The sequence below is a fragment of the Phocaeicola salanitronis DSM 18170 genome, from assembly GCF_000190575.1.
Taxonomy (GTDB): Bacteria; Bacteroidota; Bacteroidia; order Bacteroidales; family Bacteroidaceae; genus Phocaeicola; species Phocaeicola salanitronis.
Map to the genome: position 1 here is coordinate 3,821,921 of NC_015164.1, position 13,918 is coordinate 3,835,838.

Annotated in this window: 15 protein-coding genes; 11 read left to right on the forward strand and 4 right to left on the reverse strand. The window is 46.5% G+C overall.

The features are described from left to right. Window positions 1–38 precede the first annotated feature (38 nt). Window positions 39–365, forward strand: coding sequence for a DMT family transporter (locus BACSA_RS16495; protein WP_013619157.1), 327 nt, complete (start codon window positions 39–41; stop codon window positions 363–365). A gap of 202 nt (window positions 366–567) precedes the next feature. Here the strand turns inward: BACSA_RS16495 and BACSA_RS16500 are convergent, their stop codons facing one another. Next, on the reverse strand, window positions 568–1,257 hold the full coding sequence (locus BACSA_RS16500) for an SIMPL domain-containing protein (protein ID WP_013619158.1): 690 nt from the start codon (window positions 1,255–1,257) through the stop codon (window positions 568–570). Between the two features lie 7 nt (window positions 1,258–1,264). After that, window positions 1,265–1,765 (reverse strand): immunoglobulin-like domain-containing protein, encoded by a 501-nt coding sequence (locus BACSA_RS16505; protein WP_052306003.1) that lies wholly within the window; start codon window positions 1,763–1,765, stop codon window positions 1,265–1,267. Window positions 1,766–2,148: 383 nt separating this feature from the next. Between BACSA_RS16505 and BACSA_RS16510 the strand changes: the two genes are divergently transcribed. Further along, entirely contained in the window at window positions 2,149–2,943 is a 795-nt protein-coding gene (locus tag BACSA_RS16510; protein ID WP_394358871.1) for a carboxymuconolactone decarboxylase family protein, read from the forward strand. Between the two features lie 42 nt (window positions 2,944–2,985). On the opposite strand, the gene BACSA_RS20330 is transcribed toward BACSA_RS16510, so the two are convergent. After that, window positions 2,986–3,156 carry a hypothetical protein gene (locus tag BACSA_RS20330; RefSeq protein WP_162614385.1) on the reverse strand — a complete coding sequence of 57 codons (171 nt, stop codon included), beginning with the start codon at window positions 3,154–3,156 and terminating at the stop codon, window positions 2,986–2,988. 100 nt (window positions 3,157–3,256) lie between these two features. After that, window positions 3,257–4,099 carry a DUF3737 family protein gene (locus BACSA_RS16515; RefSeq protein ID WP_013619161.1) on the reverse strand — a complete coding sequence of 281 codons (843 nt, stop codon included), beginning with the start codon at window positions 4,097–4,099 and terminating at the stop codon, window positions 3,257–3,259. Window positions 4,100–4,511: 412 nt separating this feature from the next. Here BACSA_RS16515 and BACSA_RS16520 point away from each other — a divergent pair, with 412 nt between their 5' ends. From BACSA_RS16520 to BACSA_RS16560, 9 genes are read left to right on the forward strand one after another with little or no spacing between them, the layout of a single operon-like run. Next, window positions 4,512–5,651 (forward strand): hypothetical protein, encoded by a 1,140-nt coding sequence (locus BACSA_RS16520; RefSeq protein WP_013619162.1) that lies wholly within the window; start codon window positions 4,512–4,514, stop codon window positions 5,649–5,651. An 18-nt stretch (window positions 5,652–5,669) separates the two neighbouring features. After that, the gene (locus BACSA_RS16525; RefSeq protein ID WP_013619163.1) at window positions 5,670–6,890 is read left to right on the forward strand and encodes a beta-ketoacyl-[acyl-carrier-protein] synthase family protein; all 1,221 of its coding nucleotides are present in this window, start codon (window positions 5,670–5,672) and stop codon (window positions 6,888–6,890) included. A gap of 30 nt (window positions 6,891–6,920) precedes the next feature. Further along, a complete protein-coding gene (locus tag BACSA_RS16530) occupies window positions 6,921–7,169 on the forward strand; it encodes an acyl carrier protein (protein ID WP_013619164.1) in 249 nt (82 codons plus the stop codon). Further along, window positions 7,166–7,582: a beta-hydroxyacyl-ACP dehydratase gene (locus BACSA_RS16535; RefSeq protein WP_013619165.1), complete on the forward strand. Its 417-nt coding sequence runs from the start codon at window positions 7,166–7,168 to the stop codon at window positions 7,580–7,582. The genes BACSA_RS16530 and BACSA_RS16535 overlap by 4 nt, the downstream gene beginning before the upstream one ends. Window positions 7,583–7,586: 4 nt before the next feature. Beyond that, window positions 7,587–7,979, forward strand: coding sequence for a hotdog family protein (locus tag BACSA_RS16540; RefSeq protein WP_013619166.1), 393 nt, complete (start codon window positions 7,587–7,589; stop codon window positions 7,977–7,979). Further along, window positions 7,976–9,451 (forward strand): phytoene desaturase family protein, encoded by a 1,476-nt coding sequence (locus tag BACSA_RS16545; RefSeq protein WP_013619167.1) that lies wholly within the window; start codon window positions 7,976–7,978, stop codon window positions 9,449–9,451. The genes BACSA_RS16540 and BACSA_RS16545 overlap by 4 nt, the downstream gene beginning before the upstream one ends. Window positions 9,452–9,477: 26 nt before the next feature. Then, the gene (fabG, locus tag BACSA_RS16550) at window positions 9,478–10,221 is read left to right on the forward strand and encodes a 3-oxoacyl-ACP reductase FabG (RefSeq protein ID WP_013619168.1); all 744 of its coding nucleotides are present in this window, start codon (window positions 9,478–9,480) and stop codon (window positions 10,219–10,221) included. A 31-nt stretch (window positions 10,222–10,252) separates the two neighbouring features. Beyond that, on the forward strand, window positions 10,253–11,239 hold the full coding sequence (locus tag BACSA_RS16555) for a CDP-alcohol phosphatidyltransferase family protein (protein ID WP_013619169.1): 987 nt from the start codon (window positions 10,253–10,255) through the stop codon (window positions 11,237–11,239). A 40-nt stretch (window positions 11,240–11,279) separates the two neighbouring features. Next, entirely contained in the window at window positions 11,280–13,814 is a 2,535-nt protein-coding gene (locus BACSA_RS16560; protein WP_013619170.1) for a DUF5686 and carboxypeptidase-like regulatory domain-containing protein, read from the forward strand. The last annotated feature ends 104 nt before the right edge of the window (window positions 13,815–13,918 follow it).

Below are 13,918 nucleotides of genomic sequence, written 5' to 3' on the forward strand. Positions count from 1 at the left end.
TTGCCTCCACATTTTATTAAAAGAAATAAGAAAGCCGTATGAACTGGATTATTCTGATTGTTGCCGGATTCTTCGAGTCCGGCTTTGCTTTTTGTTTGGGTAAGATGAAAGAAGCATCGGGCACCGACTGGTATCTTTGGGGCGCCGGTTTCTTGCTGAGTCTTACATTAAGTATGGTATTGTTGGCAAAGGCAGTGCAGACGTTGCCTATCGGTACCGCCTATCCGGTGTGGACAGGTATTGGTGCGGTAGGTACAGTGGTGCTTGGCATCGTGTTCTTTCACGAGCCGGTATCCTTTCTCCGTCTTTTCTTCATCTCTACTTTGATAGCCTCCATTATCGGATTGAAGCTGGTCTCACATTGATGAGTCGTTCTCTTTCAAGTTACCGTTCAATAAAAATTGAATACCGCAAACATCCCCTGTAGGGGCGTATCGCATACGCCCTGAAAACATCTTCGTGGATGAGTTGGCTCATTCGGGCGTATGCGATACGCCCCTACACAGGCTATTTTGCGGATTCGTTATCTTTTTTGTAGAACTCTGTGTCCGCTGCGGTGAAATGTTCCTAATCTATGATTTTAAAACGCACGAGCATGGAATAGTTTTTCTTGATGGTGCGGAAACTGTCGAATGATGCCGCATCGGAAGAAAGCACATTGCTTTGTGCAAATGGAAAAGCCGTGTTGCTGCTTTCTTCTACGATGCGTATGACATTGCCTAATTTCTTGCCCAATGCTTCTACCAGGTAAGCGGCTTTCTGTTGTGCAGCCTTTAACGCTTCGATTTTTCCTTTTTGGTGATATGCCGGCATGTCTTTGTTTTCCAACTCGCCTATGCGCATGGTGTGTATGCTTTTTGTATCTATTCGCCTGACTATTTCATTTATCTGATTGAAGTCGGTCAGCGTAATGTCAAAGCTCTTGGAAACTAAGAAGTCCTGTCCTTGCTGGCGCCAATAATCGCCGATTTCTTGTGTACGGACGGCGTTGGGCGAGATGCCAGCTTGGGTAAGTGCATCCCTCAATCCTTGTTCTATTTCCGATAAAGGCACTTTGGTACGGTATTCTTCGGGCTTCGATTTCCCGTCAAACTCTTCTTCGAAGTATTCGCGGATTTCGATGAGGTAATGGATTTTGTCGGGGACAATCTCGATTTCGGATGTACCTGTCACTTCGATGTAACGTTCGTTTGTCTGCGCTTGCAGCGAAAAGGTCGCCCACAGGCTGATAACTAATGCTAACACGTTTGTTTTCATAAAAAGACTATTTGATTTCAAATTCTGTATTCAACTCTATACTCTTTCCTGCCAAGCCGAAGGGTTTGCTTATCCGGTATTTCCCTTTGGACAGATGATAATATTTGCCAACAGGAAAACGGAAACAATGCAACAACATGCCTTTATGCATTACAAATTCGTCATCAGGCCATATTATGCAGGAAACTTTCATTTCCGGGGAAACCCATTTCTCTTCCTTCCAAACATCTATGTCCCAATACCTCCCGAATGATAGTTGTGCGTTCGTTGGATTTGATACAAATATATTGACGGCGTGCACATTCTCCCAATATACACTATGTTCCGCCCACATGGAAACAGGCTTATCCTTGTATTCATCCGGCAAGTCTTTGGCGTACCAAAGGCAGCATTCCGGTATGTCGTAGACAATGGTATTCTTGTCTGGCAATGTATCTTGACTGCTTATTTGAATGTTTGTAGCCGTATCGTTTCCACCGGTTATAGCCGGCTCTTTGTCCGGTGCCATTTGTTGTTGCTTATTCGCACAACTTAGACAGACTGCGCTTGATAATGCCGCAAATAGAATCCTTGTTTTCATTGTGTATGTTCATTTTTTTGTTTGGTAAATACAAAGTTACAAAATATTATTCAGAAACGGTTTTGAATTTATCGCCCGAAGCACACACGAAAACGAATGCATCAAGGCGGGAAAAACTTTTTGTAGAAATTCAAAACAGTTTCTTTATACTGCAAATCACAGAATTTCTGTAAATCTGGTACAATCATCTGTGATTTGGTTAGGCGGTATATCGGGGAAAGGGGGTATTTTTGTATCAAGTAATAATCATAAAAATCTTGACTCCTATGAAATCTATTCAACTGAACATCAGGAAATTCATCCTTTTGGGGATGCTTGTATCAACAACTAATATTCAAATGACTATGGCACAAGAAAAGATTACACAGACTGCCGGACGTGTGCAGTTGGGAGAATTTGCTCCCGAATTTGCAAAGGTGAACGATGACGTCCTTTTCGGCGAAGTATGGAACCGTCCCGGGCTGAGTCCGCACGACCGCAGCATGATTACAATTGCTACACTGGTAGGAAAAGGCATTATCGACTCTTCACTTACGCATCATTTGCAGTTTGCCAAGAGCAACGGCGTGACCCGTACCGAGATTTCCGAACTGTTGACCCACGTAGCTTTCTATGCCGGATGGCCCAATGCATGGGGAGCTTTCCGTCTGGCGAAAGACGTATGGGCGGAAGATGTGGCGGACGATAACGGAAAGGCAGCTTTCCAGCGCGAAATGATTTTCCCTATCGGCGAGCCCAATACGGCATACGCACAGTATTTTATCGGAAACAGTTATCTTGCCCGTGTATCGGGTGAACAAGTTCCTTTCTCGAATGTGACCTTCGAGCCGCGCTGCCGTAACAACTGGCACATTCATCATGCCACGAAGGGCGGTGGTCAGATGTTGGTTTGTGTAGCTGGACGCGGCTGGTATCAGGAAGAAGGAAAGCCTGCCGTACAGATGCTTCCGGGCGATGTGATACACATCCCGGCGAATGTAAAACACTGGCATGGAGCGGCAGCCGACAGTTGGTTTGCACACCTCGCTTTCGAAGTTTCCGGAGAAAACACTTCCAACGAATGGCTGGAACCTGTTACGGACGAGGAATACGATAAGCTGAAATAAAAAACGCCGTAGATTCTCATTTTTCACCACAGATTACGCAGATTAAGAAGCTGTTTTGAATTTCTCCAAAAAGTTTTTCTTGGCTTGATGTGTTCGTTTTCGTGTGTGCTTTGGGCGATTTTTTGGTCCTTTCCGCTTCTGTTCTTCGTCAGATAGCCCGCTATCTTCCTCATCACAGAAGCGAAAATGCCTCAAAAACTCATCCCAAATCATCGCACGATAAATTCAAAACAGCTTCTAAAAAAAATAATTATTCCATTATACGGAGGAAATGATTTTATCAATCTGTGTAATCTGTGGTGAAAATTCTTCATTACCTTGTTTCTATCACGCAATCGGCTGGAGCTTTGATGTTTTCATCCAGTGTGATGGAGCCGATACTGTCTGCTATGATGCGTCCTGACATCGGGTTCTTGATGTTGGTGATAGCCCCGCGGATGTCGGCGTTCAGGGTAGAATATTCGAAGGCACGGTCGCAGGACGGGTCGAAAGTACAGTTCTCCAGCACCAGGTCTTCGGCATAACACAAAGGCTGTTCGCCGGAGATGTGGCAATTAACCAGGCGCAGGTTCTTCGAGTGCCAGCCCAGATACTCACCGTTCAGTTCCGAATCGTAAATCGTTACGTTCTCCACTTCCCAGAAAGCGTCCTTCGTCGTAATCTTCGCGTTATGGATTTCCACGTTCTTCACGTATTGGAATACATACTTGCTGTCGCTTTCCAGCCCGTCCACATAAATATCGTTGCTGAACATGAACGGATAGGTACCGTCGTGCAGGCGGAGGTTCTTCACGCGGATGCGGTTGCACCGCCAGAACACTTCGTCGGCATCGTTCATCTGTACGTTTTCTATCTCGATGTCGTTCATTTCACGGAACATCTTCGGGGCGTCGATTACGGTATCTTTCATGATTAAATGGTCGGAATACCACAATGCCGAGCGTCCGCCTACGGCAAAGTAACAATTGTCAATGGTAAAACCGTGTACATGCCAGAACGGATAATTCCCCTCGAAACGGCAATTGGTTGCTACGATGTTGCTGCACTCTTTGATGCCCGATTCTCCTTCGCGGATGGTCACGTTATCCAAGTGAAGGTCGTGCGAGGCGAACAGCGGGCGTTCGCCCCCGAATTCTTTGTCTTTAATCAGTTGCATAGTATATTTCTTGTTTTAGCATTGTTTTCTACGGTGCAAAAATAAACAATTCTCCGCATACATATTGTAAATGAATTACAGATGATGCTACCTCGATTACAGATAGGTGCGTTTGTCGATGCAGCTATATTCGTTGCTCAAGTCAAATGATTGGCAATGGGTATGAGAAGCTGTTTTGAATTTCTCCAAAAGTTTTTCTTGGCTTGATGTATCCGTTTTCGTGTGTGCTTTGGGCGATAAATTCAAAACAGCTTCTGAATGTAGTTGCAGTTATGTCGAATGCCTATTGGAATGGCTGAGCCATGCCTTTTGCCCCTGCGTTTATAGAATTTGTCCTCTTGTTCGATAAAAATCTTCCATATCTCTTTTGCATTTTGCCGTCAGATAGTGATTTTATAATTTCGCTGGCATGATGAAAGATATGAAGATAAAAAAGGTACAGACAAGGCAAGAGATGAAGGATTTCATACGATTCCCTCATGACCTTTATGCAGGGTGTCCTTATTATGTTCCGGATTTGGATTCGGATATTCAGGATACCTTTGACAAGAAAAAGAACGCCGGACTTGACTTTTCAGACATCCAGCCTTTTATTGCATACGATGCGGAGGGGCGTGTCGTGGGCAGAATTGCCGGCATTATCAATCACCGTGCCAATGAGAAGTGGCATACGCGCAATGTCCGTTTTAGCTTTATTGAGTTTATAGATGACCGGGAAGTATCCGCGGCTTTGCTTCGTGCGGTAGAGCAGTGGGGGAAAGAACGGGGAATGGATACGATTCAAGGTCCGATGGGCATTTTCGATTTCGATAAAGAGGGGATGCTGGTGGAGGATTTTGACCAGACCAGTTCCATGATAACCATCTATAATTATCCGTATTATCCGCAACATCTGGAGGCATTGGGATATGAGAAGGCTGTAGACTGGGTGCAGATTCGGATTGATGTGCCGGCTGAAGTGCCGGCTAAGTATGCCCGTGTGGCGAAGTTATCGAAAGAAATGTTCGGGCTTCGGGTTCGGAAACTGACCGATGAAGATATCTCAAAACGCGGGTATGGCAGGAAGGTGTTCCAGCTATTGAATGCCGCTTATTCTCCCTTGTTCGGTTATACGGAGTTGTCGGACAGGCAGATTGATGATTACTTGAAGCGTTATTTGCCGTTGATAGACAAGAACCTGCTTCCGATAATAGAGAACGAGCAAGGTGAATTGATTGGTGTAGCGATTACGATGCCCAGTTTGTCGGAAGCTTTGTGCCAGACGCACGGGAAGCTATTTCCTTTGGGTTGGCTTCGCTTGCTTCGGGCGTTGAAATGGAAGCATGAGGAGAAGGTCGAGCTTTTCCTCATCGCTGTGCGTCCCGATTATCAGGGCTTGGGGGTGAATGCTTTGTTCTTTGATGATTTGATTCCGATTTATAATCAATACCATTTTACATGGGCGGAAACGGGTCCGCAATTGGAGACCAATGTGAGGGAGCTTTCTCAATGGAAGCCTTTGCATCCGTCGCTTGTGAAACGGCGTCGTTGTTATACGAAAAAAATAGAATAGTAAGAGGATTAATAAGAAATGGAAAAAAGAGTTGTAATTACCGGCATGGGCATTTGGTCATGCTTGGGAAATACGTTAGACGAAGTGCGCGATGCTTTGTACAAGGGAAAAAGCGGCATCGTTTTTAGCGAGGAACGTAAAGGACTGGGATTCCGTTCGGCACTGTGCGCTAAGCTCGAACACCCCGACTTGAAGCCTTTTGTGTCGCGCAATTTGCGTCAGTTCATGCCCGAAGAGGCTCAATATGCTTACATGGCTACACGTGCCGCATTGGCGGATGCGAAGTTGGAACAGGATTATATTGACCAGCATGAGGTGGGCATTATCTATGGGAATGATTCGGTAGCGGAAGCGACCATGCATGCCTTGGATAAGTTTCGTGAGTTTCATGATACGTCGGCATGCGGGAGCGGTGCCATATTCCAGTCGATGAATTCTACGGTGACCATGAACCTTGCCTGCCTGTTCCGTTTGAAAGGCATCAATCTGACGGCTTCGGCGGCTTGTGCCTCAGGCTCTCATGCGGTAGGTTTGGCTTATCTGCTGATACGGAACGGGCTTCAGGATTGCATTGTATGCGGAGGAGCGCAGGAAGCTAATTTGTATAGTGTGGCGGCTTTCGACGGCATCCAGTCGTTCTCGGTTCGTGAAGATATGCCGGAAAAGGCAAGCCGTCCGTTCGACCGTGACCGTGACGGATTAGTTCCGGGAGGCGGAGCGGCTACGGTGGTGGTAGAGAGTTATGAACATGCCGTAAAGCGTGGTGCGCCTATTCTTGCCGAAATAGTCAGCTGGGGATTCTCGGGAAACGGGAATCATATTTCCACTCCTAATATAGAAGGACCGGCACGTTCTTTGGAACTTTGCTTGAAGAATGGCAATGTGCAGCCTGAACAGATTGGCTATATCAATGCGCATGCCACTTCTACCCGTATTGGCGATGCGCGGGAAGCGCAGGCAATCGCACAAGTGTTCGGCGGGTTATCCGTTCCGGTGACATCTACCAAGAGCCAGACCGGGCATGAAATGTGGATGGCAGGAGCAAGCGAACTGATTTATTCCATTCTGATGATGAAAAATGATTTCATTGCAGGCAATATCAATTTTGAGAATCCCGATGAGGATACGGCTTGCATTCATGTATTGCCCGAAACCAAGGAAACACATTTCGATATGTTCTTGTCTAACTCGTTCGGGTTTGGCGGGACGAACTCTACTTTGATAGTGAAGAATTTATAATTTGAAGAACAATAAATAAAAACATTTAGTATGACACGTAATGAAATTATAGAAAAGGTCAACGCTTTGTTGGCAGAAGAATTTGAAGTAAATGCCGAAGCGTTTACTCCGGATGCAAATGTAAAGGATACGCTTTCATTGGATAGTTTGAGCTTGGTGGATTTGGTAGCGCTTATCCAGCAGAATTATAGAGTGAAGATACCGGTATCCGATTTGCGTCAGATACAGACGTTTTCTGATTTATACGATTATATCGAATCGCATCAGCCTGCCGCATGATACCTGTTGAAATCACAAGGCTGATTCCCCAAAGGGAACCGATATTGATGGTAGACCGTCTGGAAAGGGTGGAAGGCGATAGTGCCGGAACCCTTTTCCTGATACGGGATGATAATTTCTTCTTAGAGGGCAAACGGCTTGCCGAAGTAGGGATAGTGGAACATATTGCCCAGTCGGCTTCTGCTTTATTTGGTTATAAGGCACTTCAGGCAGGGGTATCGGAACCTGAAGTGAGGTATATCGGCGAGGTGAAAAAGTTCCGGTGTTACCGTTGCCCTGTCGTGGGGGAAACTTTGTCTACGACGATTAAGGTTGAAATGGAAGTGGAAGGCATTACTTTAGTGCGTGGAGAAGTCCGGATTGGAGACGAACTTATAGCGGAAACACAAATGAAACTATCTGATAAAACATAGTGCCATGCGGTTGAGAGATACATATTATAGAGTATGGAGTGCCCATTATGTCTCGGATACACCTTCGTTTCATGTCGAGTTGTTGCCGGGATGCGATGTGTACCGGGGGCATTTTCCCGGTCATCCGGTATGTCCCGGCGTATGCAATATCGGGATGTTGAAAGAATGCATGGAGGAAGCGGTTGGCGTAAAATTGGCTATTGAAACCATCAAGCAATGCCGGATGACGGCGGTGGCTTCTCCTGAGATTTGTTCCGAACTTGATATCCGTATGCATATTCAAAGCCTCGGAGAGGCGCGTTGGGCAGTGCAGGCTAAATTGTATGATGCCGAGCGTACTTATATGGAATATAAAGGAGAAATGAAGCGGGAGGATGGGGGCGCATCGGAGCCATGAAGTATGATGTAATTGTGATAGGAGGCGGGCTTGGCGGGCTGGAGTGCGGATATATCTTGGCTCGTGCGGGCAAGTCGGTGTTGGTATTGGAACAGGGAAGGCAAATTGGAGGATGCCTTCAGAGTTATCGGAGGAATGGATTAGAATTTGACACCGGATTCCATTATGTGGGAGGATTGGGCGAAGGGCAGCCTTTGCATCGTGTGTTCCGCTATTTGGGATTGGATTCGCTTCCTTGGTTCCGGATGGATGAGGAGTTCGACCGCATTACCGTGTCCGGATGCGAGTACGCTTTGGCGCAAGGTTATGATAATTTTGCTATCCGGTTGGCAGAGGACTTCCCGAAAGAAAAGAATGCTTTAAAACAATACGCCTCGTTGTTACATGAAACCGAATGCCGTCAATTGGACGGATTAAATCCGGAATGTCAGGAAGATGATTTTGCCTCGTCTTTATGTGAGGCCAACGCTTACCAATATTTATGCCAATCGTTTCGGGATACCGGTTTGATTGATGCCGTAAGCGGCGCTTCGCTTAAAATGGAGTTGCGGAAAGCCTCATTGCCCTTGTTTACTTTTTTGCATGGCAATAGCGGGTATATAGGGAGCAGTTGGCGGCTGAAAGGAAGCGGCTCAATGTTGCCCGATACGCTGGCGGAAGGCATTCGCAAGCAGGGAGGAGAGATAAAATGTCGTGCCGAGGCGGAAGAATTGATTGGAAAAGGAGGACGGATTGTCCGTGTCCGGTGCGCGGACGGCGATGAATATGAAGGAGATGTCTTTATCGGTGCGGTTCATCCTGCCTCTGTATGCCGGATGATAAGGCAAGAAGGAGGAATGAAGCCGTCTTACCGGAACCGTATCTTCAGGCAAATGAATACGTTCGGAGCATTCACCGTTTCTTTGGTGTTGAAACCCGGTAAAATCCCGTATTTTAATTACAACCGTTATGTGTATCGGAATGCGGATGTTTGGTCTTCAGTCTCTACGGGTGGAATAGACCGGGTCATGATTAGTTGTAAAGTGCCCGAAAGCGGCTCTTATGCACAGCAGATTGATTTGCTTGCCCCGTTTTTGTGGGAAGAATGCCTGCCTTGGGCACAAACGGAAGTAGGAAGACGAGGTGAGGATTATTTGCTTTGGAAAGAAAGAATTGCCGATGCATGTTTGGCATTGGCTGAAACGGTTATGCCGGGATTGAGAGATGCGGTGGTGCGGCGTTATATAAGCACGCCGCTTACGTATGCCGGTTACCTGCACGCTCCGGAAGGTTCGGCGTATGGCATTCGTAAGGATGCCGAAGCTACATTGGAAGTGCTGTTGTCTCCGCATACACCGATATCTAACCTGTATCTGACGGGACAAAGCTTGATGATGCATGGTGTGCAGGGGGTAACTCAAACCGCATTGTTTACGTGTGCCGGAATTTTAGGAAGAGACTGGATATGGAAACATATTGTAGAAGAAAAGTGATTATATAATATATGGAGTAAAGTTGTATGGAGAAAGAAAAGAGAATGTATGCATTGGTGACCGGAGGAAGCCGGGGTATCGGAAGGGCTGTTTGTATCCGGTTGGCACAGATGGGCTTTCGCGTGTTGGTTAATTGCGTAAGCCGTGTCTCCGAAGCGGAAGAAACGCTCCGCTTGATCCGGGAAGCCGGGTCGGACGGTGAAATTTTGCAGTTTGATGTAAGTGACAGGGCTCAGACGGCTAAGATACTGGATGCATGGAAAGACAATCATCCGGAGGATTATATTCAGGTGCTGGTGAACAATGCGGGCATTCGTCGTGATAATATCTTGGCTTTGATGCCCGCCGAAGATTGGGATAAAGTGTTGGAAATTGCTTTAGGCGGCTTCTATAATGTGACCCAGCCTTTGCTCCAGCCGATGATGTTCCATAGATGGGGACGGATTATCACCTTGGCGAGCGTGAGCGGACTGAAAGGAATGCCCGGTCAGGCTAACTATTCGGCGGCAAAAGGCGGAGTGATAGCCGCTACAAAGGCTTTGGCGCAAGAGGTGGCACGGAAAGGTGTGACCGTGAATGCGGTAGCGCCCGGTTTTATCCGTACGGACATGACGGACGGTTTGAACGAAGCGGAGTTGGTAAAAGACATTCCGGCTCGCCGTTTTGGAACTCCCGAAGAAGTGGCGGCTTTGGTCGGCTTTCTGGTATCTCCCGAAGCCGGATACATTACAGGTGAGGTTATATCAGTAAATGGAGGGCTTTATACCTGACTTTCGGCTCATGTTATCATTTTAATTAGGTATGGAAAAGGGAAATGTAAAATCCACTTATAAGTCGAATGATACGGAGGAGTGGCTTGACAAAGTTTGGACACGCCCCATCGGTTATTGTTGGGCGTTGTTCTTTAAGCGTTTGCATATTCATCCGAACACGGTGACAATCTTGTCTATGATTATAGGCGCCGGTTCCGCTTTCTTTTTTGCGCATGGCTCATACCGGACGGAAGGGACGGAAGGATTGCTGCTCAACATTGTGGCTGTTCTGATGTTGGCGTGGGCGAATTTTTATGATAGTGCAGACGGGCAGTTGGCTCGGATGACAGGGCAAAAGACACGCTTGGGACGCATACTTGACGGGGCTGCCAGCGAAGTATGGTTTATTCCCATTTACTTGGCATTGGTGTATCGGTTTTATATGCACCATGCGTTGGAATTCCAATGGTTGGGTATTGAAGACACTACGCGGAATACTTGGATAGCGGTTTCTGTATTATTGATAGCGGTATTGTATTCGGGTTTCGGATGCCATAGCCGCCAGTGTGGAATTGCCGACTATTACCGCCAGATTCATCTCTTCTTTTTGAAGGGAGAAGCCGGGAGCGAGCTTGACAATTCCGCGCAACAACGGAAACTTTATGAGGAAACTCCATGGAAAGGGAACTTTCTATGGAAGGCGTTTTTGAAGACATACGTTAACTATACGGCAACGCAAGAAAAGCAGACTCCGGAGTTCCAGCGGCTGATGAGGGTGTTGCGTGAGAAATACGGCGCAACGGAAAATATCCCTCAGCCGTTTCGTGACAAGTTCCGAAGTTTGTCTTTGCCCTTGATGAAATGGACGAACATCCTTACATTCAATACGCGTGCCATCGTGCTTTATGCCGTTTGCTTGCTGGATTTGCCTTGGCTTTATTTTGTATTCGAAATTGTCATTATGTCTGGAATCTGCAGCTACATGAAACGGAAGCATGAGGGCTTTTGCAGGGAGTTGATATCAAGTATTCAATAGATATAGAGTTGCTGACATGAAGTTTGGAATAAGAAAGAGAATGGTTTGTTTTATGCTTGCCTGTTGCATGGCAATGGCCGTTTGCGGGCAGGTCTCACACATAAAAGGTATGGTGATTGATTCCATTGACGGAGGGCCTTTGCCATACGCTTCCGTATTGTGGAAAGGTTCCGATAAGGGGACCATAACGGATGAAAACGGTAAATTCTCTTTATCTGTTTCAGGAAAGAATGTCGTGTTGGAAATCTCATTTTTAGGCTACGAGCCCAAGCAGGTGAAGGTCGCTTCTGGAAAGACGGAAAACCTGCGCATTGCTCTTGCTCCTTCTAATATCGTGTTGAATGAGATTGTTGTCAAGCCCGGACGGGAAAGATACCGTAGGAGAGACAATCCGGCGGTGCGTTTCGTGAAGCAGGTCATTGAGCGGAGGGAAGGCAATGCCCCGCGTAATCACGATTATTATAGTTATGACCAATATGAGAAGGTGGTTTTTGCGATGAACGAATTTCAGCCGAAGGAGAAGAAGAACGGTAAGTTCAACTTTGTGAAGGATTTTATCGATACGCTGGAGATAGGGACTACCATTTTGCCTGTATCAGAGAAGGAACGGGTGGAAAAGGTCTATTACCGTAATTCACCCCGCTCGGAGAAACGGTTGGTGAAGGGAAGCAAGTCGTCGGGGGTGGATGAGATTTTCTCACGCGACGGGATTCAGCAGTTTCTGGATGAGGCTTTTCAGGAGGTTGATATTTTCCAGAATAACATTCCTTTGTTCTTGCAACGCTTTGTAAGTCCGCTTTCTGCCATAGGTCCGGGTTTTTATAAATATTACTTGCTTGATACGCTTGAGGTGGCGGGCAAGCCTTGTGTCGATTTAGGCTTCGTGCCTTTCAATTCCGAATCGTTCGGATTTACCGGACATTTGTTCGTTGCGCTGGATTCCACTTATTTTGTGAAACGGGTCATTCTGAATGTGGCGAAAGACATTAATCTGAACTTTGTGTCGGGCATGACGATTGAACAGACCTTTGAGCGCACTCCCGATAATACCCGTTTGTTGACAAAGGATGATATACGGGTGAATTTTAAGTTGAGTGAAAAGTCGAAAGGCATGTATGCCCAGCGGTTGATTTTGTATGATAATCATTCTTTTCTTCCTCCCTCCGGACAAGAAGCCCGTATCTTTGAGGAAAGCGCGCCGGTTATCACCCAACAGGAGGCTTATAACCGGAAAGAAGATTTCTGGGAAGCCAACCGACCGGAACTTGCCCGGAAGAAGAATCCCAATTCGGTAGAAAAATTGATGGCACGTTTCCGTTCTGTCCCTCTGTTTTATATAACGGAGAAAGTCGTGACGACATTGGTCTCGGGGTATATCCCTACGAATAAAGACCCGCGTAAGAATAAGTTCGACTTAGGTCCGATGAACAGTACCATTAACGGAAATGCAATTGAAGGAGCGCGCTTCCGGGTAGGGGGAGGTACTACGCCGGTGCTCAACAAGCATTGGTTCTTGGAGGGATATATGGCATACGGTACACGCGACCATAAGTTGAAGTATGACGGCTTGGTGGAATATTCTTTCACTCCACGTTCCACTTATCGGCTGGAGTATCCCATTCATTCGCTTCGTTTCGAATATATGTACGACATCAATAAGCTGGGGCAGAATTACATGTATACCAGTAAGGATAATGTGATGCTGGCTATCCGGCGGAAGAAAGATACGCGTGCTACGTATTTGCGGCGTGCCGAACTTACTTATACCCGTGAGCATTACAACGGCTTTTCTTATGGATTGGTCTTGCGTAATTTCCGGGAATATGCTACCCCATACGCTCCATTCAACCGTTTCGGGGCAGATGGCAATGTGGTTCCGGTGAGCCATTATGACATGACAGAGCTTGAGGTTAAGTTGCGCTACGGAAAGGACGAGAAATTCTACCAGACCCGTACGCAGCGTGTGCCGATAACCTATGATGCATTGATTTTCAACCTGAGCCATGTCATGGCAAAGAAAGGCTTGCTGGGCTCTTCTTATACTTACCAGCGCACGGATATCGGCATGCAGAAGCGCTTTTGGTTTTCGGCGTTCGGCTATCTGGATGTTATATTGAAGGCTGGGAAAATATGGAACAAGGTGCCTTATCCTTTGTTGATTTTGCCCAATGCCAATCTTACTTATACCATTCAGGCGGAGACTTACACCAATATGAATGCCATGGAGTTTATCAACGATGAATATGCTTCGTGGGATATTACCTATTATATGAACGGGAACTTATTCAACCGCATTCCGCTGATAAAGAAATTAAAGTGGCGTGAAGTGTTTTGCTTCCGCGGCTTATGGGGACATCTGACCGACAAGAACAATCCGGCTTATGGTGGCGAAGGGCTGTATCAATTCCCGTCGGAGACTTCGGCGTTGGGGCGCACGCCTTATATGGAGGCAAGTGTAGGCATTGAGAATATCTTCAAGTTTTTGCGCATCGATTATGTCTGGCGTCTGAATTATCGTAGCAATCCGGATATCCAGAAGAGCGGAATCCGGTGTACCATGCGTTTGTCTTTTTGACGTTTTCTTTATTCGAAGAAATTACCGGATTGTAATTTTGGGGGCAGACATCTTCTTTTTACGTCTTTCGTACCGGGGATATATGTCGTACTGTTTCCCTATCA

What these genes read in the sequence shown, in the direction of transcription:
- BACSA_RS16545 (WP_013619167.1), top strand. Translation starts at nt 7,976, where the DNA reads ATGAAGTATGATGTAATTGTGATAGGAGGCGGGCTTGGCGGGCTGGAG.
- BACSA_RS16525 (WP_013619163.1), top strand. Translation starts at nt 5,670, where the DNA reads ATGGAAAAAAGAGTTGTAATTACCGGCATGGGCATTTGGTCATGCTTG.
- BACSA_RS16530 (WP_013619164.1), top strand. Translation starts at nt 6,921, where the DNA reads ATGACACGTAATGAAATTATAGAAAAGGTCAACGCTTTGTTGGCAGAA.
- BACSA_RS16560 (WP_013619170.1), top strand. Translation starts at nt 11,280, where the DNA reads ATGGTTTGTTTTATGCTTGCCTGTTGCATGGCAATGGCCGTTTGCGGG.
- BACSA_RS16540 (WP_013619166.1), top strand. Translation starts at nt 7,587, where the DNA reads ATGCGGTTGAGAGATACATATTATAGAGTATGGAGTGCCCATTATGTC.
- BACSA_RS16520 (WP_013619162.1), top strand. Translation starts at nt 4,512, where the DNA reads ATGAAAGATATGAAGATAAAAAAGGTACAGACAAGGCAAGAGATGAAG.
- BACSA_RS20330 (WP_162614385.1), bottom strand. Translation starts at nt 3,156, where the DNA reads ATGATTTGGGATGAGTTTTTGAGGCATTTTCGCTTCTGTGATGAGGAA.
- fabG (WP_013619168.1), top strand. Translation starts at nt 9,478, where the DNA reads ATGGAGAAAGAAAAGAGAATGTATGCATTGGTGACCGGAGGAAGCCGG.
- BACSA_RS16495 (WP_013619157.1), top strand. Translation starts at nt 39, where the DNA reads ATGAACTGGATTATTCTGATTGTTGCCGGATTCTTCGAGTCCGGCTTT.
- BACSA_RS16535 (WP_013619165.1), top strand. Translation starts at nt 7,166, where the DNA reads ATGATACCTGTTGAAATCACAAGGCTGATTCCCCAAAGGGAACCGATA.
- BACSA_RS16510 (WP_394358871.1), top strand. Translation starts at nt 2,149, where the DNA reads ATGCTTGTATCAACAACTAATATTCAAATGACTATGGCACAAGAAAAG.
- BACSA_RS16555 (WP_013619169.1), top strand. Translation starts at nt 10,253, where the DNA reads ATGGAAAAGGGAAATGTAAAATCCACTTATAAGTCGAATGATACGGAG.
- BACSA_RS16515 (WP_013619161.1), bottom strand. Translation starts at nt 4,099, where the DNA reads ATGCAACTGATTAAAGACAAAGAATTCGGGGGCGAACGCCCGCTGTTC.
- BACSA_RS16500 (WP_013619158.1), bottom strand. Translation starts at nt 1,257, where the DNA reads ATGAAAACAAACGTGTTAGCATTAGTTATCAGCCTGTGGGCGACCTTT.
- BACSA_RS16505 (WP_052306003.1), bottom strand. Translation starts at nt 1,765, where the DNA reads ATGGCACCGGACAAAGAGCCGGCTATAACCGGTGGAAACGATACGGCT.